20 protein-coding genes are annotated in these 20,612 nt (G+C 64.8%); all 20 read left to right on the forward strand.

Features of this window, described 5'->3' with window-relative positions; translation table 11 throughout:
* The first annotated feature begins 108 nt into the window (after positions 1-108).
* The 20 genes from PL79_RS10720 to PL79_RS10810 all read left to right on the forward strand — a co-directional run bounded on the left by PL79_RS10720 (position 109) and on the right by PL79_RS10810 (position 20,595).
* Positions 109-888: an ABC transporter ATP-binding protein gene (locus tag PL79_RS10720; protein WP_040142748.1), complete on the forward strand. Its 780-nt coding sequence runs from the start codon at positions 109-111 to the stop codon at positions 886-888.
* Positions 885-1,640: an ABC transporter ATP-binding protein gene (locus PL79_RS10725; protein ID WP_044845226.1), complete on the forward strand. Its 756-nt coding sequence runs from the start codon at positions 885-887 to the stop codon at positions 1,638-1,640. The genes PL79_RS10720 and PL79_RS10725 overlap by 4 nt, the downstream gene beginning before the upstream one ends.
* 77 nt (positions 1,641-1,717) lie before the next feature.
* Positions 1,718-2,917, forward strand: coding sequence for an ABC transporter substrate-binding protein (locus tag PL79_RS10730; protein ID WP_044845227.1), 1,200 nt, complete (start codon positions 1,718-1,720; stop codon positions 2,915-2,917).
* A 99-nt stretch (positions 2,918-3,016) separates the two neighbouring features.
* The gene (locus tag PL79_RS10735; protein WP_044845228.1) at positions 3,017-3,901 is read left to right on the forward strand and encodes a branched-chain amino acid ABC transporter permease; all 885 of its coding nucleotides are present in this window, start codon (positions 3,017-3,019) and stop codon (positions 3,899-3,901) included.
* A complete protein-coding gene (locus tag PL79_RS10740; RefSeq protein WP_044845249.1) occupies positions 3,901-4,875 on the forward strand; it encodes a branched-chain amino acid ABC transporter permease in 975 nt (324 codons plus the stop codon). Before PL79_RS10735 ends, PL79_RS10740 begins: the two co-directional genes overlap by 1 nt.
* A 1,142-nt stretch (positions 4,876-6,017) precedes the next feature.
* A complete protein-coding gene (locus PL79_RS10745; protein WP_044845229.1) occupies positions 6,018-7,175 on the forward strand; it encodes an ABC transporter substrate-binding protein in 1,158 nt (385 codons plus the stop codon).
* Positions 7,176-7,364: 189 nt separating this feature from the next.
* Positions 7,365-8,420: a branched-chain amino acid ABC transporter permease gene (locus PL79_RS10750; protein WP_044845230.1), complete on the forward strand. Its 1,056-nt coding sequence runs from the start codon at positions 7,365-7,367 to the stop codon at positions 8,418-8,420.
* A gap of 4 nt (positions 8,421-8,424) precedes the next feature.
* Complete coding sequence (locus PL79_RS10755; RefSeq protein ID WP_052664664.1) at positions 8,425-10,209, forward strand: branched-chain amino acid ABC transporter ATP-binding protein/permease; 1,785 nt, start codon at positions 8,425-8,427, stop codon at positions 10,207-10,209.
* Entirely contained in the window at positions 10,209-10,964 is a 756-nt protein-coding gene (locus PL79_RS10760; protein WP_044845231.1) for an ABC transporter ATP-binding protein, read from the forward strand. Before PL79_RS10755 ends, PL79_RS10760 begins: the two co-directional genes overlap by 1 nt.
* A 516-nt stretch (positions 10,965-11,480) precedes the next feature.
* Complete coding sequence (gene mnmG, locus PL79_RS10765) at positions 11,481-13,451, forward strand: tRNA uridine-5-carboxymethylaminomethyl(34) synthesis enzyme MnmG (RefSeq protein WP_044845232.1); 1,971 nt, start codon at positions 11,481-11,483, stop codon at positions 13,449-13,451.
* The gene (gene rsmG / locus PL79_RS10770; protein ID WP_044845233.1) at positions 13,448-14,134 is read left to right on the forward strand and encodes a 16S rRNA (guanine(527)-N(7))-methyltransferase RsmG; all 687 of its coding nucleotides are present in this window, start codon (positions 13,448-13,450) and stop codon (positions 14,132-14,134) included. The genes mnmG and rsmG overlap by 4 nt, the downstream gene beginning before the upstream one ends.
* A gap of 51 nt (positions 14,135-14,185) precedes the next feature.
* The gene (locus PL79_RS10775) at positions 14,186-14,965 is read left to right on the forward strand and encodes a ParA family protein (protein ID WP_044845234.1); all 780 of its coding nucleotides are present in this window, start codon (positions 14,186-14,188) and stop codon (positions 14,963-14,965) included.
* A gap of 31 nt (positions 14,966-14,996) precedes the next feature.
* Positions 14,997-15,890 (forward strand): ParB/RepB/Spo0J family partition protein, encoded by an 894-nt coding sequence (locus PL79_RS10780; protein WP_006482728.1) that lies wholly within the window; start codon positions 14,997-14,999, stop codon positions 15,888-15,890.
* A 22-nt stretch (positions 15,891-15,912) separates the two neighbouring features.
* The gene (locus PL79_RS10785) at positions 15,913-17,034 is read left to right on the forward strand and encodes an SLC13 family permease (protein WP_044845235.1); all 1,122 of its coding nucleotides are present in this window, start codon (positions 15,913-15,915) and stop codon (positions 17,032-17,034) included.
* 122 nt (positions 17,035-17,156) lie between these two features.
* On the forward strand, positions 17,157-17,282 hold the full coding sequence (locus tag PL79_RS36865; protein ID WP_268906925.1) for a hypothetical protein: 126 nt from the start codon (positions 17,157-17,159) through the stop codon (positions 17,280-17,282).
* A 324-nt stretch (positions 17,283-17,606) separates the two neighbouring features.
* Positions 17,607-18,134, forward strand: a complete 528-nt coding sequence (locus PL79_RS10790) for an ATP synthase subunit I (protein WP_044845236.1) — start codon at positions 17,607-17,609, stop codon at positions 18,132-18,134.
* Between the two features lie 119 nt (positions 18,135-18,253).
* Entirely contained in the window at positions 18,254-19,105 is an 852-nt protein-coding gene (atpB, locus tag PL79_RS10795) for a F0F1 ATP synthase subunit A (protein WP_039351439.1), read from the forward strand.
* A gap of 75 nt (positions 19,106-19,180) precedes the next feature.
* Positions 19,181-19,453, forward strand: coding sequence for a F0F1 ATP synthase subunit C (gene atpE / locus PL79_RS10800; RefSeq protein WP_021160442.1), 273 nt, complete (start codon positions 19,181-19,183; stop codon positions 19,451-19,453).
* 129 nt (positions 19,454-19,582) lie between these two features.
* A complete protein-coding gene (locus tag PL79_RS10805) occupies positions 19,583-20,053 on the forward strand; it encodes a F0F1 ATP synthase subunit B (protein WP_006477283.1) in 471 nt (156 codons plus the stop codon).
* Between the two features lie 2 nt (positions 20,054-20,055).
* Positions 20,056-20,595 (forward strand): F0F1 ATP synthase subunit delta, encoded by a 540-nt coding sequence (locus PL79_RS10810; RefSeq protein ID WP_014895498.1) that lies wholly within the window; start codon positions 20,056-20,058, stop codon positions 20,593-20,595.
* The last annotated feature ends 17 nt before the right edge of the window (positions 20,596-20,612 follow it).

Genomic DNA, 20,612 nt, shown 5'->3' on the forward strand with positions numbered 1-20,612 from the left:
CGAGGCGTAATACGGCGCCCCGGGGGCAGCCCGCAGATCCGCGGACTTGTTCGCGGTCGCTTGCGCGAATCTTCCCGGTGCTTCGCCTGACTTCGTACGGAAGGGAACATGATTCTCGGCGACACGATTCTCGAAACACGCGGATTGACGAAGGAATTCAGGGGCTTCACCGCCGTGAACGGTGTCAACCTGCGTGTGCGGCGCGGCGCGATCCATGCGTTGATCGGACCGAACGGCGCGGGCAAGACCACCTGCTTCAACCTGCTGACCAAATTCCTGACACCGACGGCCGGCCAGATCGTCTTCAACGGCATCGACATCACCGACGAGCGGCCCGCGCAGGTCGCGCGGCGCGGCATCATCCGTTCCTTCCAGATCTCGGCGGTATTCCCGCACCTGACAGCGTTGCAGAACGTGCGCATCGGCCTGCAGCGCGCGCTCGGGACTGAATTCCACTTCTGGCGCAGCGAGCGCACGTTGCGGCGCCTCGACGATCGCGCGATGGATCTCCTCACGCAGGTCGGCCTCACCGATTTCGCGCACGTGCCGACGGTCGAACTCGCATACGGCCGCAAGCGCGCGCTCGAGATCGCGACGACGCTCGCGATGGAACCCGAACTGATGCTGCTCGACGAGCCCACGCAAGGGATGGGCCACGAGGACGTCGATCGCGTGACCGCGCTGATCAAGAAGGTGGCGAGCGGCCGCACGATCCTGATGGTCGAGCACAACATGAACGTGATCGCGGGCATCTCCGACACGATCACCGTCCTGCAACGCGGCGAAGTGCTGGCCGAGGGCTCGTATGCGGAAGTGTCGAAGAATCCGCTGGTGATCGAGGCCTACATGGGCAGCGCCGATGCGGCGCTCGCGGGGGCGCACGCATGAAGCACAGCGAACGGGAGGAACGCGAATTGAGCGGCGTCGAGAGCGGCACGCCCGCGCTGGAGATCACGGGCCTCGAGGCCTGGTACGGGGAATCCCACATATTGCACGGTGTCGACCTGAGCGTTCATCGCGGCGAGGTCGTCACGCTGCTCGGCCGCAACGGCGCGGGCCGCACCACGACGCTGCGCGCGATCATGGGCCTCACCGGCCGGCGCAGCGGCTCGATCAAGGTTTCGGGCAACGAGACGATCGGCCTCGCGACGCACCGCATCGCGCATTTCGGCGTCGGCTATTGCCCGGAGGAGCGCGGAATCTTCTCGAGCCTGTCGTGCGAGGAGAACCTGATGCTGCCGCCGCCGATCGGCCCGCGCGAGCACGCGATGTCGCTCGACGAGATCTACGCGATGTTCCCGAACCTCGCGTCGCGCCGGCAGAGCCAGGGCACGCGGCTGTCCGGCGGCGAGCAGCAGATGCTCGCGGTGGCGCGGATCCTGCGCACCGGCGCGAACCTGCTGCTGCTCGATGAAATTTCCGAAGGCCTCGCGCCGGTGATTGTGCAGGCGCTCGCGCGCATGATCGTCGCGCTGAAGGCGCGCGGCTACACGGTCGTGATGGTCGAACAGAATTTCCGCTTCGCCGCGCCGCTCGCCGACCGCTTCTACGTGATGGAACATGGCCGCATCGTCGAGCATTTCCGCTCATCCGAACTGGAAGGCAAGATGCCGATCCTTCACGACCTGCTCGGGGTGTGACGCCGCCCCGTTTCCCTTGCCGCTAGCCGTGGCGGCCTACGAACAACCACAACGCATCAGAACAACAGGAGACGTCAATGAAAATGAAGACCCTCGCACACGCGTGTCTGGCGGTCGCGACCGCAGCGTTCACCGCCGGCGCCGCACACGCCGCGGATAGCGTGAAGATCGGCTTCATCACCGACATGTCGGGGCTGTACGCGGACATCGACGGGCAGGGCGGCCTCGAGGCGATCCGGATGGCGGTCGCCGACTTCGGCGGCAAGGTGCTCGGCAAGCCGATCGAGGTCGTCTATGCCGATCACCAGAACAAGGCGGACATCGCCGCGTCGAAGGCGCGCGAATGGATGGACCGCGGCGGGCTCGACCTGCTGGTCGGCGGCACGAACTCCGCGACCGCGCTGTCGATGAACCAGGTCGCGGCCGAAAAGAAGAAGGTCTACATCAACATCGGCGCGGGCGCCGACACGCTGACCAACGAGCAGTGCACGCCGTACACGGTCCACTACGCATACGACACGATGGCGCTCGCGAAGGGCACCGGGTCGGCGGTGGTGAAGCAGGGCGGCAAGAGCTGGTTCTTCCTGACCGCCGACTACGCATTCGGCAAGGCGCTCGAGAAGAACACGTCGGACGTCGTGAAGGCGAGCGGCGGCCAGGTGCTCGGCACGGTGCGACACCCGCTGTCCGCGTCGGACTTCTCGTCGTTCCTGCTGCAGGCGCAGTCGTCCAAGGCGCAGATCCTCGGCCTCGCGAACGCGGGCGGCGACACGATCAACTCGATCAAGGCCGCGAAGGAGTTCGGCATCACGAAGACGATGAAGATCGCCGCGCTGCTGATGTTCATCAACGACGTGCACAGCCTCGGCCTCGAGACGACGCAGGGCCTCGTGCTGACCGACAGCTGGTACTGGAACCGCGACGCGACGGCGCGCCAGTGGGCGCAGCGCTACTTCGGCAAGATGAAGAAGATGCCGTCGAGCCTGCAGGCGGCCGACTACTCGTCGGTGACGACCTACCTGAAGGCGGTCCAGGCGGCCGGCACGACCGACTCCGACAAGGTGATGGCCGAGCTGAAGAAGGCGAAGATCAACGACTTCTACGCGAAGGGCTACATCCGCCAGGACGGCAGCATGATTCACGACATGTACCTGATGGAAGTGAAGAAGCCGTCGGAATCGAAGGAGCCGTGGGACTACTACAAGGTGCTCGCGACGATTCCGGGCGAGCAGGCGTTCACGACCAAGCAGGAGACGCGCTGCGCGGCATGGAAGTAAGCGCGGGCGCGGCCGCAGCGATGTGGCCGCGGCACCGCCCGCGTGCGCGACGGCAAGACGGTTGCGCACGCAACGAAACTCATTTGGACGGCTAAGTCGATGGAAATCTTTGGCATTCCGTTGCCGGCGATGCTGAGCCAGTTGCTGCTCGGGCTCGTCAACGGCTCGTTCTACGCGATCCTGAGCCTCGGGCTGGCGGTGATCTTCGGGCTGCTCAACGTGATCAACTTCGCGCACGGCGCGCTGTTCATGCTGGGCGCGATGCTCGCGTGGATGGGGCTGTCGTATTTCGGGTTGCCGTACTGGGCGATGCTCGCGCTCGCGCCGCTGATCGTCGGCGCGTTCGGGATCCTGGTCGAGCGCTCGATGCTGCGCTGGCTGTACAAGCTCGATCACCTGTACGGGCTGCTGCTCACGTTCGGCCTCACGCTCGTCGTCGAAGGCGTGTTCCGCTCGGTCTACGGGTCGTCCGGCCAGCCGTACGACGTGCCGTCGCAGCTGTCCGGCGCGACCAATCTCGGCTTCATGTTCCTGCCGAACTACCGCGCGTGGGTGGTCGTCGCGTCGCTCGCGGTGTGTCTCGCGACCTGGTTCGTGATCGAGAAGACGCGCCTGGGCGCCTATCTGCGCGCGGGCACCGAGAACCCGAAGCTCGTCGAGGCGTTCGGCGTGAACGTGCCGATGATGATCACGCTCACCTACGGCTTCGGCGTCGCGCTCGCGGCATTCGCGGGCGTGCTCGCGGCGCCGGTGATCCAGGTGTCGCCGCTGATGGGCCAGCCGATGATCATCACCGTGTTCGCGGTGGTCGTGATCGGCGGGATGGGCTCGATTCTCGGCTCGATCATCACCGGGCTGATGCTCGGCGTGATCGAGGGCTTCACGCGCGTGTTCTATCCGGAAGCGTCGGCCACGGTGGTGTTCGTGATCATGGCGATCGTGCTGCTGATCCGCCCGGCTGGCCTGTTCGGCAAGGAAAAATGATGCAGAGAAAAGTGCTCTACGGCGTGCTGCTCGCCGCACTGCTCGCCGCCCCCTTCATCGGCGCGTATCCGGTGTTCGTGATGAAGGTGCTCACGTTCGCGCTGTTCGCGGCCGCGTTCAACCTGCTGATCGGCTATACGGGGCTGCTGTCGTTCGGCCATGCGATGTTCCTCGCGACCGCCGGCTACGCGACCGGCTATACGATCCAGACGCTCGGCTTCACGCCGGAGCTCGGCGTGCTTGTCGGCACCTTCGCCGCGACGCTGCTCGGGCTCGTCGTCGGCCTGTTCGCGATCCGCCGGCAGGGCATCTACTTCGCGATGATCACGCTCGCGTTCGCGCAGATGGTCTACTTCATCTACCTGCAGGCGCCGTTCACACACGGAGAGGATGGCCTGCAGGGCGTGCCGCGCGGGCATCTGTTCGGGGTCGTCGACCTGTCGAACGACGTCGCGCTCTACTACGTCGTGCTCGCGGTGATCGTCGCGGCGTGCGCGTTCATCGTGCGCATCGTGCACTCGCCGTTCGGCCAGGTGCTCGTCGCGATCAAGGAAAACGAAGCGCGCGCGATCTCGCTCGGCTACGACACCGACCGCTTCAAGCTGCTCGCGTTCATCCTGTCGGCCGGGCTCGCGGGGCTGGCCGGTTCGCTGAAGGTGCTGGTGCTCGGCTTCGAGACGCTGTCCGACGCGTACTGGACGATGTCGGGCCTCGTCGTGCTGATGACGCTCGTCGGCGGGATGGGCACGCTGTTCGGGCCGCTGCTCGGCGCGGCGCTGATCGTCGCGCTGGAGGACCGGCTCGGCGACATCGGCGAATGGCTCGCGTCGATGACGGGCATCGGCTGGTTCCACTCGCTCGGCGAATCGGCGACGATCGTCACCGGGCTGATCTTCATCGCATGCGTGCTTGCGTTCCGGCGCGGGATCGTCGGCGAGATGGTCGCACGGGTCAAGACGCTCAGGCCGTCCTGATTGCAGCGCGCCGCGGCGTGGCGACGCGTTGATGCGAAGCACCATCCGGCGCGGCCGGGAAGGGCGTCGCGGCGGCGTCGGCACGGTGCCGCGCGGCAAGGCTGGTGCCCCATTTTCGTGCGGCGATGCACCATAGGGGTAAATGCTAAGTTGTCGCAGGGTGAAAGGTCCTTTAATCTTCGTTTCAGTTCTGATGCACCGCGAAACGAATTTGCAGGTGGAGAACGAGGAGACAATCGAGGCACAAAGTGCCCGGACCCCAAAGCGCTGTTGGACGGAATCCAACAGCGCTTTTTCATTTGTGTGCGCGAATTTCCATTGATGGTGCAGGCGAGTGGCGCCGCGTTTCCCGCGCCCGTTTCCGCCTCACCTCATCTCGCATCGCTCGCGTTTCATCCCGTCCCCCCGTTTTCGTCCAATCCTGCCGGTCGATCGTCGCTGGCGCACAGCCACGCGCATGCCGTCCGGGCTTACCCGGTTGGCGTGCGCAAAAAGCGTCCGTTACACTCAGCTTTCGCCGACCGTGCGGTCGGGAAAATAGTCGGCAGTTCTCCTACAAGCAAAATGCAGAAGAGGGAGTGCGGTTGGATGAGAAGCGCGGGACGATGGATCGGGGTGCGAAGGGCGGCTGGCGCCGCTCGTTCGGGGGCGGCGGTGCATCGGTATGCCCGGGCTTTCACGAGCCGTCCTGCGGACGGTATGCGCGTTCTGGAGCGATTGCCCGGCACGGCGGCTTCTCCGGTCGTTGCGTTCGCATCCGACGCGTCGTTCGGATGCGCATGAACCGCCGGTTTTCCGATCGTGTGCCGCGCGCTTGCGGAGCCGAACCAGGCTCGGCCAGCCGACCTTCCCGCGATCGTTGCGTTCGCATCGATCGCGTCTTGCGCAACGCTGCGTTTCTCCGTTCCCTTCATCGTGACGACATTGCTGCCGCGCATCGTGGCGGTCGAACGACCGTTTCGGAACGCGCCGCGGCGCGGGCGTGCGTGCGATCGCCGGGGCTCGATTGCGACGCCGGCGTTTCACGGGAAAACGAGCGTAGACGCGGTACGGCGAGATAGTTAATTTATTAACTTGTTTGAGGACCGGGAGCCGCCCGAGCGACCCACGGATTTTTCGAGCAGCGTTTGGAGACAACGTAAATGAAGATGAATCGATGGATGGAGGTTCTGCTTGCCGCGGGCCTCGTGGGTGCGGCGGCCACGGCGTCGGCGCAGGTGAAGATCGGCGTGACGCTGTCGGCCACCGGGCCGGCCGCCTCGCTCGGGATTCCGGAAAAGAACACGATCGCGCTGCTGCCGAAGGAAATCGCGGGCAAGAGCGTCCAGTACATCGTGCTCGACGATGCGTCCGACACGAGCCGCGCGGTGCAGAACGTGCGCAAGCTGATCGACGAGGATCACGTCGACGCGATCATCGGCTCGTCCGTCACGCCGAACTCGCTCGCGATGCTCGATCCGGTGTCGCAGGGCAAGACGCCGACGATCTCGCTCGCGGCGAGCGCGCAGATCATCTCGCCGATGGACGCGAAGCGCGCATGGATGTTCAAGGTGCCGCAGAACGACCAGCTGATGGCCGACGCGATCGCCGGCTACATGGCGAAGCACGGCGTGAAGACGGTCGGCTTCATCGGCTTCGCCGATGCGTACGGCGACAGCTGGTACAAGACGTTCAGCGCGGCGGCCGAGAAGAACGGCCTGAAGCTCGTGTCGAACGAGCGCTTCAACCGCACCGACGCGTCGGTGATGGGGCAGGTGCTGAAGCTGTTGGGCTCGAATCCCGACGCGGTGCTGATCGCCGGTTCGGGCACGCCGGCCGCGCTGCCGGCCAAGACGCTGAAGGAGCGCGGCTACAAGGGCAAGGTGTACCAGACGCACGGCGTCGCGAACAACGACTTCCTGCGCGTGTGCGGCAAGGATTGCGAAGGCGAGATCCTGCCGGCCGGCCCGGTGCTCGTGACCGACCAGCTGCCCGATTCGAATCCGGTGAAGAAGCCGGCGCTCGGCTACAAGGCCGCATACGAAAAGGCGTACGGGGCCGGTTCGCTGGCGACCTTCGGCGGCCATGCATGGGATGCGGGCCTGCTGCTGCAGCGTGCGATTCCCGATGCGCTGAAGAAGGGCCAGCCGGGCACCGAGGCGTTCCGCGAGGCGCTGCGCGCATCGCTCGAGAGCGTGAAGGACCTGCCCGTGTCGCACGGCGTGATCAACACGACGGCGACCGATCACAACGGCTTCGACACGCGGGCGCGCGTGATGGTGCAGATCGTCGACGGCAAGTGGAAGCTGCAGGCCGAGTAAGCACCACGTGAAACCGGCGTGCGCGGCGCGAACGGTGCCGTGCGCGCCGTCGGCGGCGCGGCGATCCGTGCTCGCGCCGCATGGAATGCCGGGAAGCCCGCAACGCGACGCCTGACCCCCGGTCTTGCCGTCCGCGCGCGGGCCGTTCCCGTCGCCGTTTCTCCGCAGCATTCTCGATACACGAAACGTATGGATCTCTCGATTGCGGCGATCCTCGCGCAAGACGGCATCACGACCGGCGCCATTTATGCATTGCTGTCGCTGGCGCTCGTGCTGGTGTTTTCCGTCACGCGGGTGATCTTCATTCCCCAGGGCGAATTCGTCGCCTACGGTGCGCTCACGCTTGCGGCGTTGCAGGCGCAGAAATTTCCCGCCACCTGCTGGCTGCTGTTCGTGATGGGCATCGCATGCTTCCTGCTGGAAGTCGGCGGCCTGGTCCGCCATCGCGAACGCCGCCATCAACTCGGCCGCACGCTCGCGACGCTCGGCAGCCGCTACGTGCTGCTGCCGCTCGCGGTGTTCGCTATCACGCGCAGCTTTGCCGCGCAGCCGCTGCCGATGCTTGCGCAGATCGCGTTGACGCTCGCGATCGTCGTGCCGATGGGGCCGTTCGTCTACCGGCTCGTCTACCAGCCGATCGCCGAAGGCACGACGCTGCTGTTGCTGATCGTGTCGGTCGCCGTCCATTTCGCGATGGTCGGCCTCGGGCTCGTGATGTTCGGCGCTGAAGGCTCGCGCACCAACGGCTTCGCGGATGCGTCGCTGTCGGTCGGCAGCATGACGGTGTCGATGCAGAGCATCCTCGTGGTCGTGACCGCGCTGGTGCTGATCGGCGCGCTCTATGTGTACTTCGGCCGCACGATCGCCGGCAAGGCGCTGCGCGCGACGTCGGTGAACCGGCTCGGCGCGCGGCTGGTCGGCATCGGCACGACCGAAGCAGGGCGGCTCGCATTCACGCTGGCGGCCGGGCTCGGTGTGCTGTCCGGCATCCTCGTCGGTCCGCTGACGACGATCTATTACGACTCCGGCTTCCTGATCGGCCTGAAGGGTTTCGTCGGCGCGATCATCGGCGGGCTGGTCAGTTATCCGCTCGCGGCCGCCGGCTCGCTGCTGGTCGGCGTGCTCGAATCGTATTCGTCGTTCTGGGCGAGCGCGTACAAGGAAGTGATCGTGTTCACGCTGATCATCCCGGTGCTGCTGTGGCGCAGTTTCGCGGCGCCGCATGCGGAAGAGGAAGAGGAGTGACGCGATGAAGACGATGGTACGCAACAAGACCTTCTGGGTGTTTCTCGTGGTGCTGTTCGCGCTGCCGGTGCTGCCCGGCGCGCTGCAGGTGCCCGAATACTGGATCACGCTGCTGAACTACATCGGCCTCTACGCGATCGTCGCGATCGGGCTCGTGCTGCTGACGGGCGTCGGCGGGATGACGAGCTTCGGGCAGGCCGCGTTCGTCGGCATCGGCGCGTATGCGACCGCATTCCTGACCACGCGATACGGCGTGTCGCCGTGGCTCGCGCTGATCGTCGGTGTCGTGCTTACGGCGCTCGTCGCGCTGGTGCTCGGCGCGGTCACGATGCGCCTGTCCGGGCATTTCCTGCCGCTCGGCACGATCGCGTGGGGGCTCGCGCTGTTCTATCTGTTCGGCAACCTCGAGCTGCTCGGCAAGTACGACGGGATCAACGGGATTCCGGCACTGAACCTGTTCGGCATCGAGCTCGGCAGCGGCCGCAGCCTGTACTTCCTGATCTGGGCCGTCGTGCTGGCCGCGATCGTGTCGGTGCAGAACCTGCTCAACAGCCGGCCCGGCCGCGCGATCCGCGCGCTGCGCGGCGGCGGCGTGATGGCCGAAGCGATGGGCGTGAACACCGCGTGGATGCGCGTCGTGATCTTCACCTACGCGGCCGTGCTCGCCGCGGTATCGGGCTTCCTGTACGCGCACCTGCAGCGCGCGGTGAACCCGACCCCGTTCGGCCTGAACCACGGGATCGAATTCCTGTTCATGGCCGTGGTCGGGGGCGTGTCGCACGTATGGGGCGCGGTGCTCGGTGCGGCGATCCTCACCGTGCTGCAGGACTACCTGCAGACGCTGTTGCCGAAGCTGCTCGGCTCGGAAGGCAACTTCGAGATCATCGTGTTCGGCGTGCTGATGGTGCTGTTGCTGCAGTACGCGCGCCAGGGGGTATGGCCGTTCGTCGCGAAGCTGTTTCCACGCGGGCCGCGCGCACATGTGCCCGACCATGCCGACCCGCTGCCGCAGCGCGCGAAGCCGGTGGCGGGCGAGCCGCTGCTCGTGGTCGACAACGCGCGCAAGCAGTTCGGCGGGCTGGTGGCCGTCAACGACGTCAGTTTCGACGTGAAAGCGGGGCAGATCGTCGGCCTGATCGGCCCGAACGGCGCGGGCAAGTCGACCACGTTCAACCTCGTGACCGGCGTGCTGCAGCCGACCGGCGGCACGATCACGTTCCGCGGCGAGCGGATCAACGGGCTCACGTCGCGCCAGATCGTCCGCCGCGGGATCGGCCGGACGTTCCAGCACGTGAAGCTGCTGCCGACGATGACGGTGCTCGAGAACGTCGCGATCGGCGCGCATTTGCGCGGCCATACGGGCGTCTGGCGCAGCATCGCGCGGCTCAATGCACATGAGGAAGCGCAGCTGCTGGCTGAAGCGGCACGACAGATCCGCCGCGTCGGGCTGGAGAAGCACATGTACGACGAAGCGGGCAGCCTCGCGCTTGGCCAGCAGCGGATTCTCGAAATCGCGCGCGCGCTGTGCTGCGATCCGACGCTGCTGCTGCTCGACGAGCCGGCGGCCGGGCTGCGCTACCAGGAGAAGCAGCAGCTCGCGGACCTGCTGCGGCGCCTGAAGGCCGAAGGGATGAGCGTGTTGCTCGTGGAACATGACATGGATTTCGTGATGAACCTCACTGACCGGCTGGTGGTGATGGAATTCGGCACGCGGATCGCGGAAGGGCTGCCGCAGGACGTGCAGCAGGATCCGGCGGTGCTCGAAGCGTATCTGGGCGGGGTGGAGTGATGACGGACACGACGATGCCGATTCTCGAGGTACGCGGGCTGGCGGTGCGGTACGGAAAGGTCGAGGCGCTGCACGGTGCGGCGATCAAGGTCGGCGCAGGGCAGATCGTCAGCGTGATCGGCCCGAACGGAGCCGGCAAGTCGACGCTGCTGAACGCGATCATGGGCGCGTTGCCGGTGACCGGGCACGCGTCGGGCGCGATCGTTTACCGCGGTAACGACGTAGGCGCATTGCCCGTCGAGCAGCGCGTCGCGCGCGGGATGTGCCTTGTGCCGGAAAAGCGCGAGCTGTTCAGCACGATGACCGTCGAGGACAACCTCGTGCTCGGCGCGTATCGCCGCAAGGTCGCGGGTGAGTCGAACTTCCTCGACCAGCTCGATCATGTGTTCGCGCTGTTTCCGCGGCTCAAGGAGCGGCGCAAGCAGGCGGCCGGCACGCTGTCGGGCGGCGAACGGCAGATGCTTGCGGTGGGCCGCGCGCTGATGGGTAAGCCCGACCTGCTGATGCTGGACGAGCCGAGCCTCGGGCTGGCGCCGCTGATCGTGAAAGAGATTTTTCATATCATCAGCGCGTTGCGTGGCACGGGCGTCGCGACGCTGTTGATCGAGCAGAACGCGCGGGCCGCGCTACAGATCTCGGACTACGGCTATGTGCTGGAGACCGGCGAGTTTGCGCTGGAAGGGCCGGCTGCCGAGCTGGCACAGAATCCGCAGGTAATCGAAACGTATCTGGGGCTGGCGAAGAAAACGGCTTGATGGGTGAGGCGGTGGGCGGGAAACGCGCGGCGTGTTTCACGTGAAACACGCCGTTTTTGTTTTCGGAGGAGGGCGACGTGACGTTGAATCGAGTGTGGGGATAAGTGCCGGAGCAACCAGCGGAAGCACTGTGATGAGAGTGCGGACCCATCGCGTCGGGTTGCACAGGGGATTGAGCGTTGCATGCGCGATAGTGGTCGGCCGCCCGAGGGGCGGGCGCCACAGGGGATAAGTGTCGGGCGATTCACCGGAAATACTGTGATGCCACGGTGATGTCGGTTCACGAGCCGCTACCAGGTCCTCGGTTTTGCACAGCTTGACGATGTGCGTCGAGGTCGTGCCAGCGCCGCCAAGGCCGCGCCAGGCGGTACAGCTCGGCCGATCGGCCGAAAAAAACCGGCTAAATGAACGGTCCCTACCATTCGGACGGCCTTCGGGTGAAAACCGAACCCGCTATAATTCGGCCCATACATTTCTCAGATAGGTTCGTGCGCAGTCCTGCGCGCGGAATCCACCATGCTTTTTCCCACAGAATTTGACGTCATCGTCGTCGGCGGCGGGCACGCCGGCACGGAGGCCGCGTTGGCATCGGCCCGTATGGGTGCGAAGACGCTGCTGCTGACCCATAACATCGAAACGCTCGGGCAGATGAGCTGCAATCCGTCGATCGGCGGTATTGGCAAGGGCCATCTGGTCAAGGAAGTCGATGCGCTCGGCGGCGCGATGGCCGCTGCGACGGACGAGAGCGGTATTCAGTTCCGGATCCTGAATTCGTCGAAAGGCCCGGCCGTGCGCGCGACGCGTGCGCAGGCCGACCGTATCCTGTACAAGGCTGCGATCCGCCATCGGCTCGAGAACCAGCCGAACCTGTGGCTGTTCCAGCAGGCCGTCGACGATCTGATGGTCGAAGGCGACCGCGTGGTGGGCGCCGTCACGCAGATCGGCATCCGCTTCCGCGCACGCGCGGTGGTGCTGACCGCGGGTACCTTCCTCGACGGCAAGATCCACGTCGGCCTGAACAATTACACGGGCGGTCGCGCGGGCGATCCGGCGGCCGTGTCGCTGTCGGCGCGTCTGAAGGAGCTGAAGCTGCCGCAGGGCCGCCTGAAGACCGGTACGCCGCCGCGTATCGACGGCCGCTCGATCGATTTTTCGAAGCTGGACGAGCAGCCGGGCGACCTCGATCCGATCCCGGTGTTCTCGTTCCTGGGCCGTGCGGAGCAACATCCGCAGCAGTTGCCGTGCTGGGTCACGCATACGAACGAGCGCACGCACGACATCATTCGCGGCGGCCTCGACCGGTCGCCCATGTATACAGGCGTGATCGAAGGTGTCGGCCCGCGTTACTGCCCGTCGATCGAGGACAAGATCCACCGGTTCGCGTCGAAGGAATCGCACCAGATCTTCCTCGAGCCGGAAGGGCTGACGACCAACGAGTTCTATCCGAACGGGATTTCGACGAGCCTGCCGTTCGACGTGCAGCTCGAACTCGTGCACTCGATGCGCGGCCTCGAGAACGCGCACATCCTGCGCCCCGGCTATGCGATCGAATACGATTACTTCGACCCGCGCGCGCTGAAGGCATCGCTCGAGACGAAGGCGATCAACGGGCTGTTCTTTGCGGGCCAGATCAACGGCACGACAGGCTATGAAGAAGCGGCCGCTCAAGGGCTGCTGGCCGGTCTGAACGCAGGCCGTTACGTGCAGGAGAAGGACGCATGGTGCCCGCGTCGAGACCAGGCGTACCTGGGCGTGCTGGTCGACGACCTCGTCACGCGTGGCGTGGCCGAGCCGTACCGGATGTTCACGAGCCGTGCCGAGTATCGTTTGAGCCTGCGTGAAGACAATGCGGACATGCGCCTGACCGAGATCGGCCGCGAGCTGGGCCTGGTGGACGACGTGCGCTGGGATGCGTTCAGCCGGAAGCGCGACGCTGTTTCACGTGAAACCGAACGACTGAAGTCGACATGGGTCACGCCGAAGACGCTTCCGCCGGAAGAGGCGACCGCGCTGCTCGGCAAGGCGATCGATCACGAGTACAGCCTCGCGGAGCTGCTGCGTCGCCCGGGTATCAGCTACGACGGCGTGTGCGGCCTGAAGGGCGGCGAATGCGGTCCGGCGGAGCCGTTGGCCGACGATCCGGTGCTGCTCGAGCAGATCAAGGAGCAAGTCGAGATCGGTATCAAATATCAGGGCTATATCGAACGCCAGGCGAGCGAGATCGAGCGCAACGATGCGAACGAGAACACGCGCCTGCCGGACGGTATCGACTATCGCGAGGTGCGCGGCCTGTCGTTCGAAGTGAGCCAGAAGCTCAACGAGTTCCGGCCGGAAACGATCGGCCAGGCATCGCGGATCTCGGGCGTCACGCCGGCTGCGATCTCGCTGCTGATGGTGCACCTGAAGCGCCGTGGCCTCGGCCGTCGTAATGGCACTGCCGCAGAGGCGACCGAGCAGGGGGACGGCACCGTCCCGACGCAACAATGACGGCGCGTCGCGCGCCGGCGGTTAATCGGGACGTACTTGAACAAATGCTCGTCGACGGCACGGCCGCGCTCGACATCGCATTGACGGATACACAACGCAACCAGCTGCTCGATTACGTCGCGCTGCTCGGCAAGTGGAACGCGGTCTACAACCTGACCGCGATCCGCGACCCGAAGCAGATGCTGATCCAGCACATTCTTGATTCACTCTCCATCGTTCCGCATCTGCGCGACCGTGCATCGGCGCGCGTGCTCGACGTGGGTTCGGGCGGCGGGTTGCCCGGTATCGTGCTGGCGATCGTCCGGCCGGACTGGCAAGTGACGCTGAACGATATCGTGCAGAAGAAGTCTGCATTCCAGACTCAGACGCGTGCGGAGCTGAAGCTCGCGAACCTGTCGGTCGTCACCGGGCGGGTCGAATCGCTGCAGCCGGGTGTCGAAGTGCCGGAAAAATTCGACATGATCGTATCCCGCGCCTTCGCGGATCTATCCGACTTCGTTAAACTTGCTCGACATCTCGTCGCGCCCGGCGGATCGATCTGGGCGATGAAGGGTGTCCACCCGGACGACGAAATTGCACGGCTGCCGGAAGGCAGTCGCGTAAAGCAGACGATGCGGCTGGCGGTGCCGATGCTCGATGCCGAACGGCATCTGATCGAGGTCACCGTCGACGAGGCGAATTGAAGGCGCGCGGTAGCGCGCTGTTTGTTTGAAGGTAAAGGGAACACACCAACGATGGCAAAGATCTTCTGCGTTGCGAACCAGAAGGGGGGCGTCGGCAAGACGACGACATCGGTCAATCTCGCCGCAAGCCTTGCAGCGCAGGAGCAACGAGTCCTGCTGATCGATCTCGACCCGCAGGGCAACGCGACGATGGGTAGCGGGATCGACAAGGCCGCCTGCGAGTCGACCGTGTACGAAGTGCTGGTTGACGGCGTCTCGGTGACGGACGCGCGCGTGCGTCCGGAGGGCGTCACGTACGACGTGCTGCCGGCCAACCGCGAGCTGTCGGGTGCCGAGATCGAACTGATCAGCATCGACAACCGCGAGCGTCGGTTGAAGGCCGCGCTCGAGCATGTGGCCGACGACTACGACTTCGTGCTGATCGATTGCCCGCCGACGCTGTCGCTGCTGACGCTGAACGGGCTGTGCGCGGCGCACGGCGTCGTGATCCCGATGCAGTGCGAGTACTTCGCGCTGGAAGGGTTGTCGGATCTCGTCAACACGATCAAGCAGGTCCACGCGAACATGAATCGCGACCTGAAGATCATCGGCTTGTTGCGCGTGATGTTCGATCCGCGCATCACGCTGCAGCAGCAAGTCTCCGATCAACTGAAAGCGCACTTCGGCGACAAGGTGTTCGACGCTGTGATTCCGCGCAACGTGCGCCTCGCGGAAGCGCCGAGTTACGGGTTGCCGGGCGTCGTGTTCGACCGCAATTCGCGCGGTGCGCAGGCGTATCTCCAGTTCGGTGCCGAGATGATCGATCGCGTGCGCGCGTTCGAGGTGTCGTGATCCGGACATGAGCGAAGCGAGGAAGAAAGACATGAACGCGGTACCAAAGAAGAAGGGCTTGGGACGTGGCCTCGAAGCGCTGCTCGGCGGCAGTGCGGACATCACCGAAGCGGTGAAGATCGAAGGGGCACCGAACACGCTCGCGCTCGGCAAGCTGCAGGCCGGCAAGTACCAGCCGCGGACGCGGATGGACGAAGGCAGCCTGCAGGAGCTGGCGGCCAGCATTCGCGCGCAAGGCGTGATGCAGCCGATCCTGGTACGCCCCATTTCGTCTGACAAATACGAGATCATCGCAGGCGAGCGGCGTTTCCGCGCGGCACGCCTGGCTGGCCTCGACGAAGTGCCGGTGCTCGTGAAGGACGTGTCCGATCAGGCCGCCGCGGCGATGGCGCTGATCGAGAACATCCAGCGCGAGGACCTGAACCCGCTGGAAGAGGCGCACGGTATCCAGCGTCTGCTCGACGAGTTCGGTTTCACGCACGAACAGGCGGCCGAATCGGTCGGCCGTTCGCGCAGCGCGGTATCGAACCTGCTGCGCCTGCTGAACCTCGCTTCGCCAGTGCAGACGATGCTGCTGGCCGGCGATCTCGACATGGGGCACGCGCGCGCGCTGCTCGCGGTCGACGCCGCGACGCAGATCACGCTCGCGCATCAGGTCGTCAACAAGCGCATGTCGGTGCGCGAGACCGAGAAGCTGGTCGCGCACACGACGAAGGAAGCGCCGGCGGTGAAGGCGCGCGCGAAGGATGACGGCGGCCGCGACACGCGCCGTCTCGAGGAAGAGTTGTCCGACCTGCTCGCGTCGACGGTGAAGATCAAGCTCGGCCGCCGCGGGCGAGGGCAGGTGCTGATCGACTTCGGCAACCTCGACGCGCTCGAGGGCATTCTCGCGCGCCTTCGCGGCAACGTCGCGACGGAAGAGTAACGAGGTGCGATTGACGGAGAACATGGGCGCGGCAGCGCCGCGCCGATGGCTCGGATGGCTGATGCAGGAGCCGGTGCTGGCGGTACTGGCGCTTGCACTGATTATTCTTCAATTGTTGCGTCCGCAACCAATTGCCGCATTGGCCGGTCTCGTCGACTGGCAGACCGTCGCGACGCTCGCGGGTCTGCTGATGCTGACCAAGGCGCTCGAGCTGTCCGGGTGCCTGATGTGGCTCGCGCATCGCATCGTGCATCACGTGCATTCCGAGCGCGGGCTGGCGATGTTGCTCGTCGTGTTCGCGGCGGCGCTCGCGATGTGGCTCACCAACGATGTCGCGCTGTTCGTCGTCGTGCCGCTGATGGTGTCGCTGCGCCTGCTGACGCCGCTGCCTTTCCGGCGGCTCGTGATCGTGGTCGCGCTGGCCGTCAATGCGGGGTCCGTCGCGACTCCGCTCGGCAATCCCCAGAACCTGTTCCTGTGGCAATTGAGCGGCGTGTCGTTCGGCCGCTTCGTCGTCACGCTCGGGCCGCTCGCGCTGGCGCTGATGGCGCTGCTGCTCGTGCTGACGGCGTGTGCGTTTCGCGCGAAGCCGCTCGATCTGTCTGGAGACGTCCAGGCCGTCCCCGTCCAGCGCCTGCATGCGTTGCTCGCGGCGGTGCTGTTCGGTGCGTTCGTGCTGCTCGCCGATGCGCACCATCCCGTGCCGGGCCTGATTGCCGTCGTGATCGCGCTGCTGGTGGCGAGACGTGATGCAGTCCTGAAGATCGACTGGCTGCTGCTGCTGATCTTCGTGCTGATGTTCGTCGTGCTGCGCAGCGCGGCCGCGTTGCCCGTCGTGCACGACGCGATCGCGCGGACTCACCTCGATTCGCCGCTGCGCGTGTTCGCGGCAGGCGCGGTGCTGTCGCAGGGCATCAGCAACGTGCCGGCGGCGATCCTGCTGTCGGAATTCACGCGCGACTGGCGGGCGCTCGCGTTCGGCGTATCGGTCGGCGGTTTCGGTTTCGCGATCGGTTCGCTCGCGAACCTGATCGCGGTGCGTCTCGCGAAGGAGCCGCGCATGTGGCTGCCGTTTCACCTCGTGTCGATCCCGTTCGCGCTGGTGAGCGCGGCATTGGGTGCGTGGTTGCTCGTGCGCGGTTAAGCGATGCGGCCGCCTGCGGTGCAGGCGTGCTGCAAGCTTGACGGGGTGGGGCACAGCATTCGCAGTGGGTGAGAAACCGGGGGCTGTTGATAAGTGCGGCGATCCACAGTCGATCGACTGTGGTGGCACAACAACTGATTGCTGGCATCGACGCGCTCGCGTGCGAGCGTATTTCACGCATCGCGCTCGTCGCGGTGGTCACAGTATTTCCTCTCCTTCGCATCGCTGCGCCGGATCATTATCCGTGATCGCGTCACAGCGGAATTCCTGCTGCAAACGCGTCGCGCCGGTGTCGCCCGCACCAGGCGTCGATGCCACGTCATTGCCTCGTCGCCGGACTTTTTCGGGCAAGAAATACCGGTGCAAAAAAGCGACCTTACAACTGTCATCGTACGTCGTGGATTCGCGCGTTTTTCACATGATGAGGCGTCGTTTTACGCAGGTTTTTGTCGCGTCTAAAGCCTTGAATCACTTGCAACTATCGCTTACAATCGCCCGGATTTGTTAGCTAGGCACCCCTGAAAGCTTTCGGAAAGCAGGGGCCGGGTTCAAGGATTTTGCGGAAGATTGCGATGGCGGGTCAGGCGCCGAACGACAGGCACGATGATCACCGAGCGCAACGCACCGCTTCAGCGGCCGGCGAGCGGCGCGAGTCCGATGACGACGACTGGGATGCCGAGCAGCAAGATAACAACATCGTTCCGCTCACGCGGACGGAAGCCGAGAGGTTGTTCGGTCCGGACGTGAGCAAGCCGTCGCGCGTGACCCCCTACAAGGTGGTGATCGCGCAGGTGGTCTTGTCCCTGGTTGCAACGCTGGCGTGGTGGCTGTTTTCAAAGTCGCCGGGCGCCGCTGCGCAATCCGCGTTTCTGGGCGGGGCGATCGGCTGGGTGCCAAGCGCGTTGTTCGTGGCACGACTGAAGGCAGGTGGCTCGGCCACCGTGATGAGCTGGGTGATGGGCGAAGCCCTGAAGCTCGGCGTGACGATCGGGATGTTCGCCGCAGTGGCATACGGCTACGCCGGCGTGCACTGGCCTGCACTCCTCGTCACCTACCTCGTCGTGCTGAAGACGTACTGGATCGCGCTGGCCTGGCGGTAAGCAACAAGCAGCGTGCGGTTTCGACAACGAACCGCACCGGCCCGTTCCCGCAATCGCGGCAATAGCGTATTGCGGAACGGGGCAAAACGATTTTCGACAATTTGGGTGGCATTAACGATATGGCAGCTAGCGAAGGCACGCGCGGTCCGGATCCGTCCGAGTACATTGCGCACCACTTGCAGAATTTCTCCACCTCGCATCAGACGTCGATTTTCGACATCCACGTCTGGAACCTCGACACGCTGTTCTGGTCGATCGTGTGCGGCATCGTGACGATCCTCCTGCTGCGTCTGGCCGCCCGCAAGGCGACGTCGGGCGTGCCGGGCCGTTTCCAGTGCGCAATCGAGATGCTCGTCGAAATGGTCGAGGATCAATCGAAGGCCATCGTCCACGGCAACCGCACCTTCATCGCTCCGCTCGCCCTCACGGTGTTCGTGTGGGTCGCGCTGATGAACTCCCTCGACTTCCTCCCCGTCGACCTGCCGGGCCGCGTGATCGGCCTGCTCGGTCTGTCGGACGTGATTTCCCACCATCGCATCGTCCCGACGGCCGACCTGAACGGCACGCTCGGCATCGCGCTCGGCGTGTTCGTCCTGATGATCTACTACAGCATCAAGATCAAGGGCGCGGGCGGCTTTGTGCATGAGCTGCTGTCGGCCCCGTTCGGTGCCCACCCGCTGCTGTGGATCCCTAACCTCGCGCTCAACATCGTCGAATATCTCGCGAAGACCGTCTCCCTCGGCATGCGGCTGTTCGGCAACATGTACGCGGGTGAGCTGTTGTTCCTGTTGATCGCCCTGCTCGGCAGCATGTGGAGCTTCGGTGGCGACGCAACGTTCCTCGGCTTCGTTGGTCACGTGATCGCGGGTAGCGTCTGGGCAATCTTCCACATCCTGATTGTTCTGTTGCAGGCATTCATCTTCATGATGCTGACGCTGGTGTATCTCGGCCAAGCGCACGACAAGCACTAAGCGCGGCGTGCAAAAAAGAGTTTCCGTTTTAGTTTTTTAAATCTCAGTTCCAAGTCTTTTCACAAAGGAGTGATCATGCAAGCTTACATCGCCAACATCCAGGGTCTGACCGCCATCGGTATCGGCATCATCATCGGCCTGGGTGCAATCGGCGCCTGTATCGGTATCGCGCTGATGGGTGGCAAGTACATCGAAGCCTGCGCACGTCAGCCGGAACTCATCAACCCGCTGCAAACGAAGATGTTCCTGCTGGCCGGCCTGATCGACGCTGCATTCCTGATCGGCGTTGGTGTCGCAATGCTGTTCGCGTTCGCGAACCCGCTCCTGTCGAAGCTCGTCGCAGGCTAAGGTTCCTCGGAAATATGCGACCGGCGTGAGCCGGCGCAGGGCGGAACGGAGACTTGGGGCGCTGATCGAATGCAACTCGATGAGCGCCTTACCGTTTCATTTTTCCGGAATAGCAGATAAGGAAACACCGTGAATCTCAACGCAACTCTGTTTGCGCAAATGGTCGTGTTCCTGGTCCTCGCGTGGTTCACGATGAAATTCGTGTGGCCGCCGTTGATCAACGCCCTCGACGAACGTTCGAAGAAGATCGCCGACGGCCTCGCAGCCGCGGAGAAGGGCAAGGCGGAACTCGACGCAGCGCACAAGCGCGTGGACCAGGAACTCGCGCAGGCCCGCAACGACGGCCAGCAGCGCATCGCCGACGCTGAAAAGCGTGCCCAGGCGGTCGCCGAGGAAATCAAGGCCAACGCCCAGGCTGAAGCCGCCCGCATCGTCGCCCAGGCGAAAGCGGAAGCAGAACAGCAAATCGTGAAGGCGCGCGAAGCGCTGCGTGGCGAAGTCGCCGCGCTGGCCGTGAAGGGCGCCGAGCAGATCCTGAAGCGCGAAGTCGATCAAACGGCCCACGCCCAACTGCTGAATCAACTGAAAGCCGAGCTCTGATCATGGCCGAACTTGCAACCATCGCCCGCCCTTACGCAGAAGCGCTGTTCCGCGTGGCCGAGGGAGGTGACATCGCCGCCTGGTCCACGCTCGTGCAAGAGCTGGCCCAGGTTGCGCGTCTGCCGGAAGTGCTGTCGGTCGCGTCGAGCCCGAAGGTGACGCGCACGCAAGTAGCCGAGTTGCTGCTTGCTGCGGTGAAGTCGCCGGTCGCGGCCGGCGCCGAAGCGAAGAACTTCGTGCAGATGCTGGTCGACAATCATCGCATCGCGCTGCTGCCGGAAATCGCCGAGCAGTTCGAGGCGCTCAAGAACGAACGTGAAGGTGCAGCCGACGCCGAGATCGTGAGCGCGTTCCCGCTGAACGGCGCGGATCTCGAAAGCCTCGTCTCTGGCCTCGAACGCAAGTTCAAGCGCAAGCTGAAGCCGACGGTCGAAGTCGATTCGTCGCTGATCGGCGGCGTGCGCGTGACGGTCGGCGACGAAGTGCTCGACACCTCGGTTCGCGCGCGCCTCGCATCGATGCAGGCTGCGTTGACCGCCTGAGCGCCACGCCGGCACGC

The organism is Burkholderia sp. USMB20, from assembly GCF_000949135.2.
GTDB lineage: Bacteria > Pseudomonadota > Gammaproteobacteria > Burkholderiales > Burkholderiaceae > Burkholderia.

Coding starts and splice junctions, on each gene's coding strand:
- PL79_RS10720 (WP_040142748.1), top strand. CDS start 109: ATGATTCTCGGCGACACGATTCTCGAAACACGCGGATTGACGAAGGAA.
- PL79_RS10725 (WP_044845226.1), top strand. CDS start 885: ATGAAGCACAGCGAACGGGAGGAACGCGAATTGAGCGGCGTCGAGAGC.
- PL79_RS10730 (WP_044845227.1), top strand. CDS start 1,718: ATGAAAATGAAGACCCTCGCACACGCGTGTCTGGCGGTCGCGACCGCA.
- PL79_RS10735 (WP_044845228.1), top strand. CDS start 3,017: ATGGAAATCTTTGGCATTCCGTTGCCGGCGATGCTGAGCCAGTTGCTG.
- PL79_RS10740 (WP_044845249.1), top strand. CDS start 3,901: ATGCAGAGAAAAGTGCTCTACGGCGTGCTGCTCGCCGCACTGCTCGCC.
- PL79_RS10745 (WP_044845229.1), top strand. CDS start 6,018: ATGAAGATGAATCGATGGATGGAGGTTCTGCTTGCCGCGGGCCTCGTG.
- PL79_RS10750 (WP_044845230.1), top strand. CDS start 7,365: ATGGATCTCTCGATTGCGGCGATCCTCGCGCAAGACGGCATCACGACC.
- PL79_RS10755 (WP_052664664.1), top strand. CDS start 8,425: ATGAAGACGATGGTACGCAACAAGACCTTCTGGGTGTTTCTCGTGGTG.
- PL79_RS10760 (WP_044845231.1), top strand. CDS start 10,209: ATGACGGACACGACGATGCCGATTCTCGAGGTACGCGGGCTGGCGGTG.
- mnmG (WP_044845232.1), top strand. CDS start 11,481: ATGCTTTTTCCCACAGAATTTGACGTCATCGTCGTCGGCGGCGGGCAC.
- rsmG (WP_044845233.1), top strand. CDS start 13,448: ATGACGGCGCGTCGCGCGCCGGCGGTTAATCGGGACGTACTTGAACAA.
- PL79_RS10775 (WP_044845234.1), top strand. CDS start 14,186: ATGGCAAAGATCTTCTGCGTTGCGAACCAGAAGGGGGGCGTCGGCAAG.
- PL79_RS10780 (WP_006482728.1), top strand. CDS start 14,997: ATGAACGCGGTACCAAAGAAGAAGGGCTTGGGACGTGGCCTCGAAGCG.
- PL79_RS10785 (WP_044845235.1), top strand. CDS start 15,913: ATGGGCGCGGCAGCGCCGCGCCGATGGCTCGGATGGCTGATGCAGGAG.
- PL79_RS10790 (WP_044845236.1), top strand. CDS start 17,607: ATGGCGGGTCAGGCGCCGAACGACAGGCACGATGATCACCGAGCGCAA.
- atpB (WP_039351439.1), top strand. CDS start 18,254: ATGGCAGCTAGCGAAGGCACGCGCGGTCCGGATCCGTCCGAGTACATT.
- atpE (WP_021160442.1), top strand. CDS start 19,181: ATGCAAGCTTACATCGCCAACATCCAGGGTCTGACCGCCATCGGTATC.
- PL79_RS10810 (WP_014895498.1), top strand. CDS start 20,056: ATGGCCGAACTTGCAACCATCGCCCGCCCTTACGCAGAAGCGCTGTTC.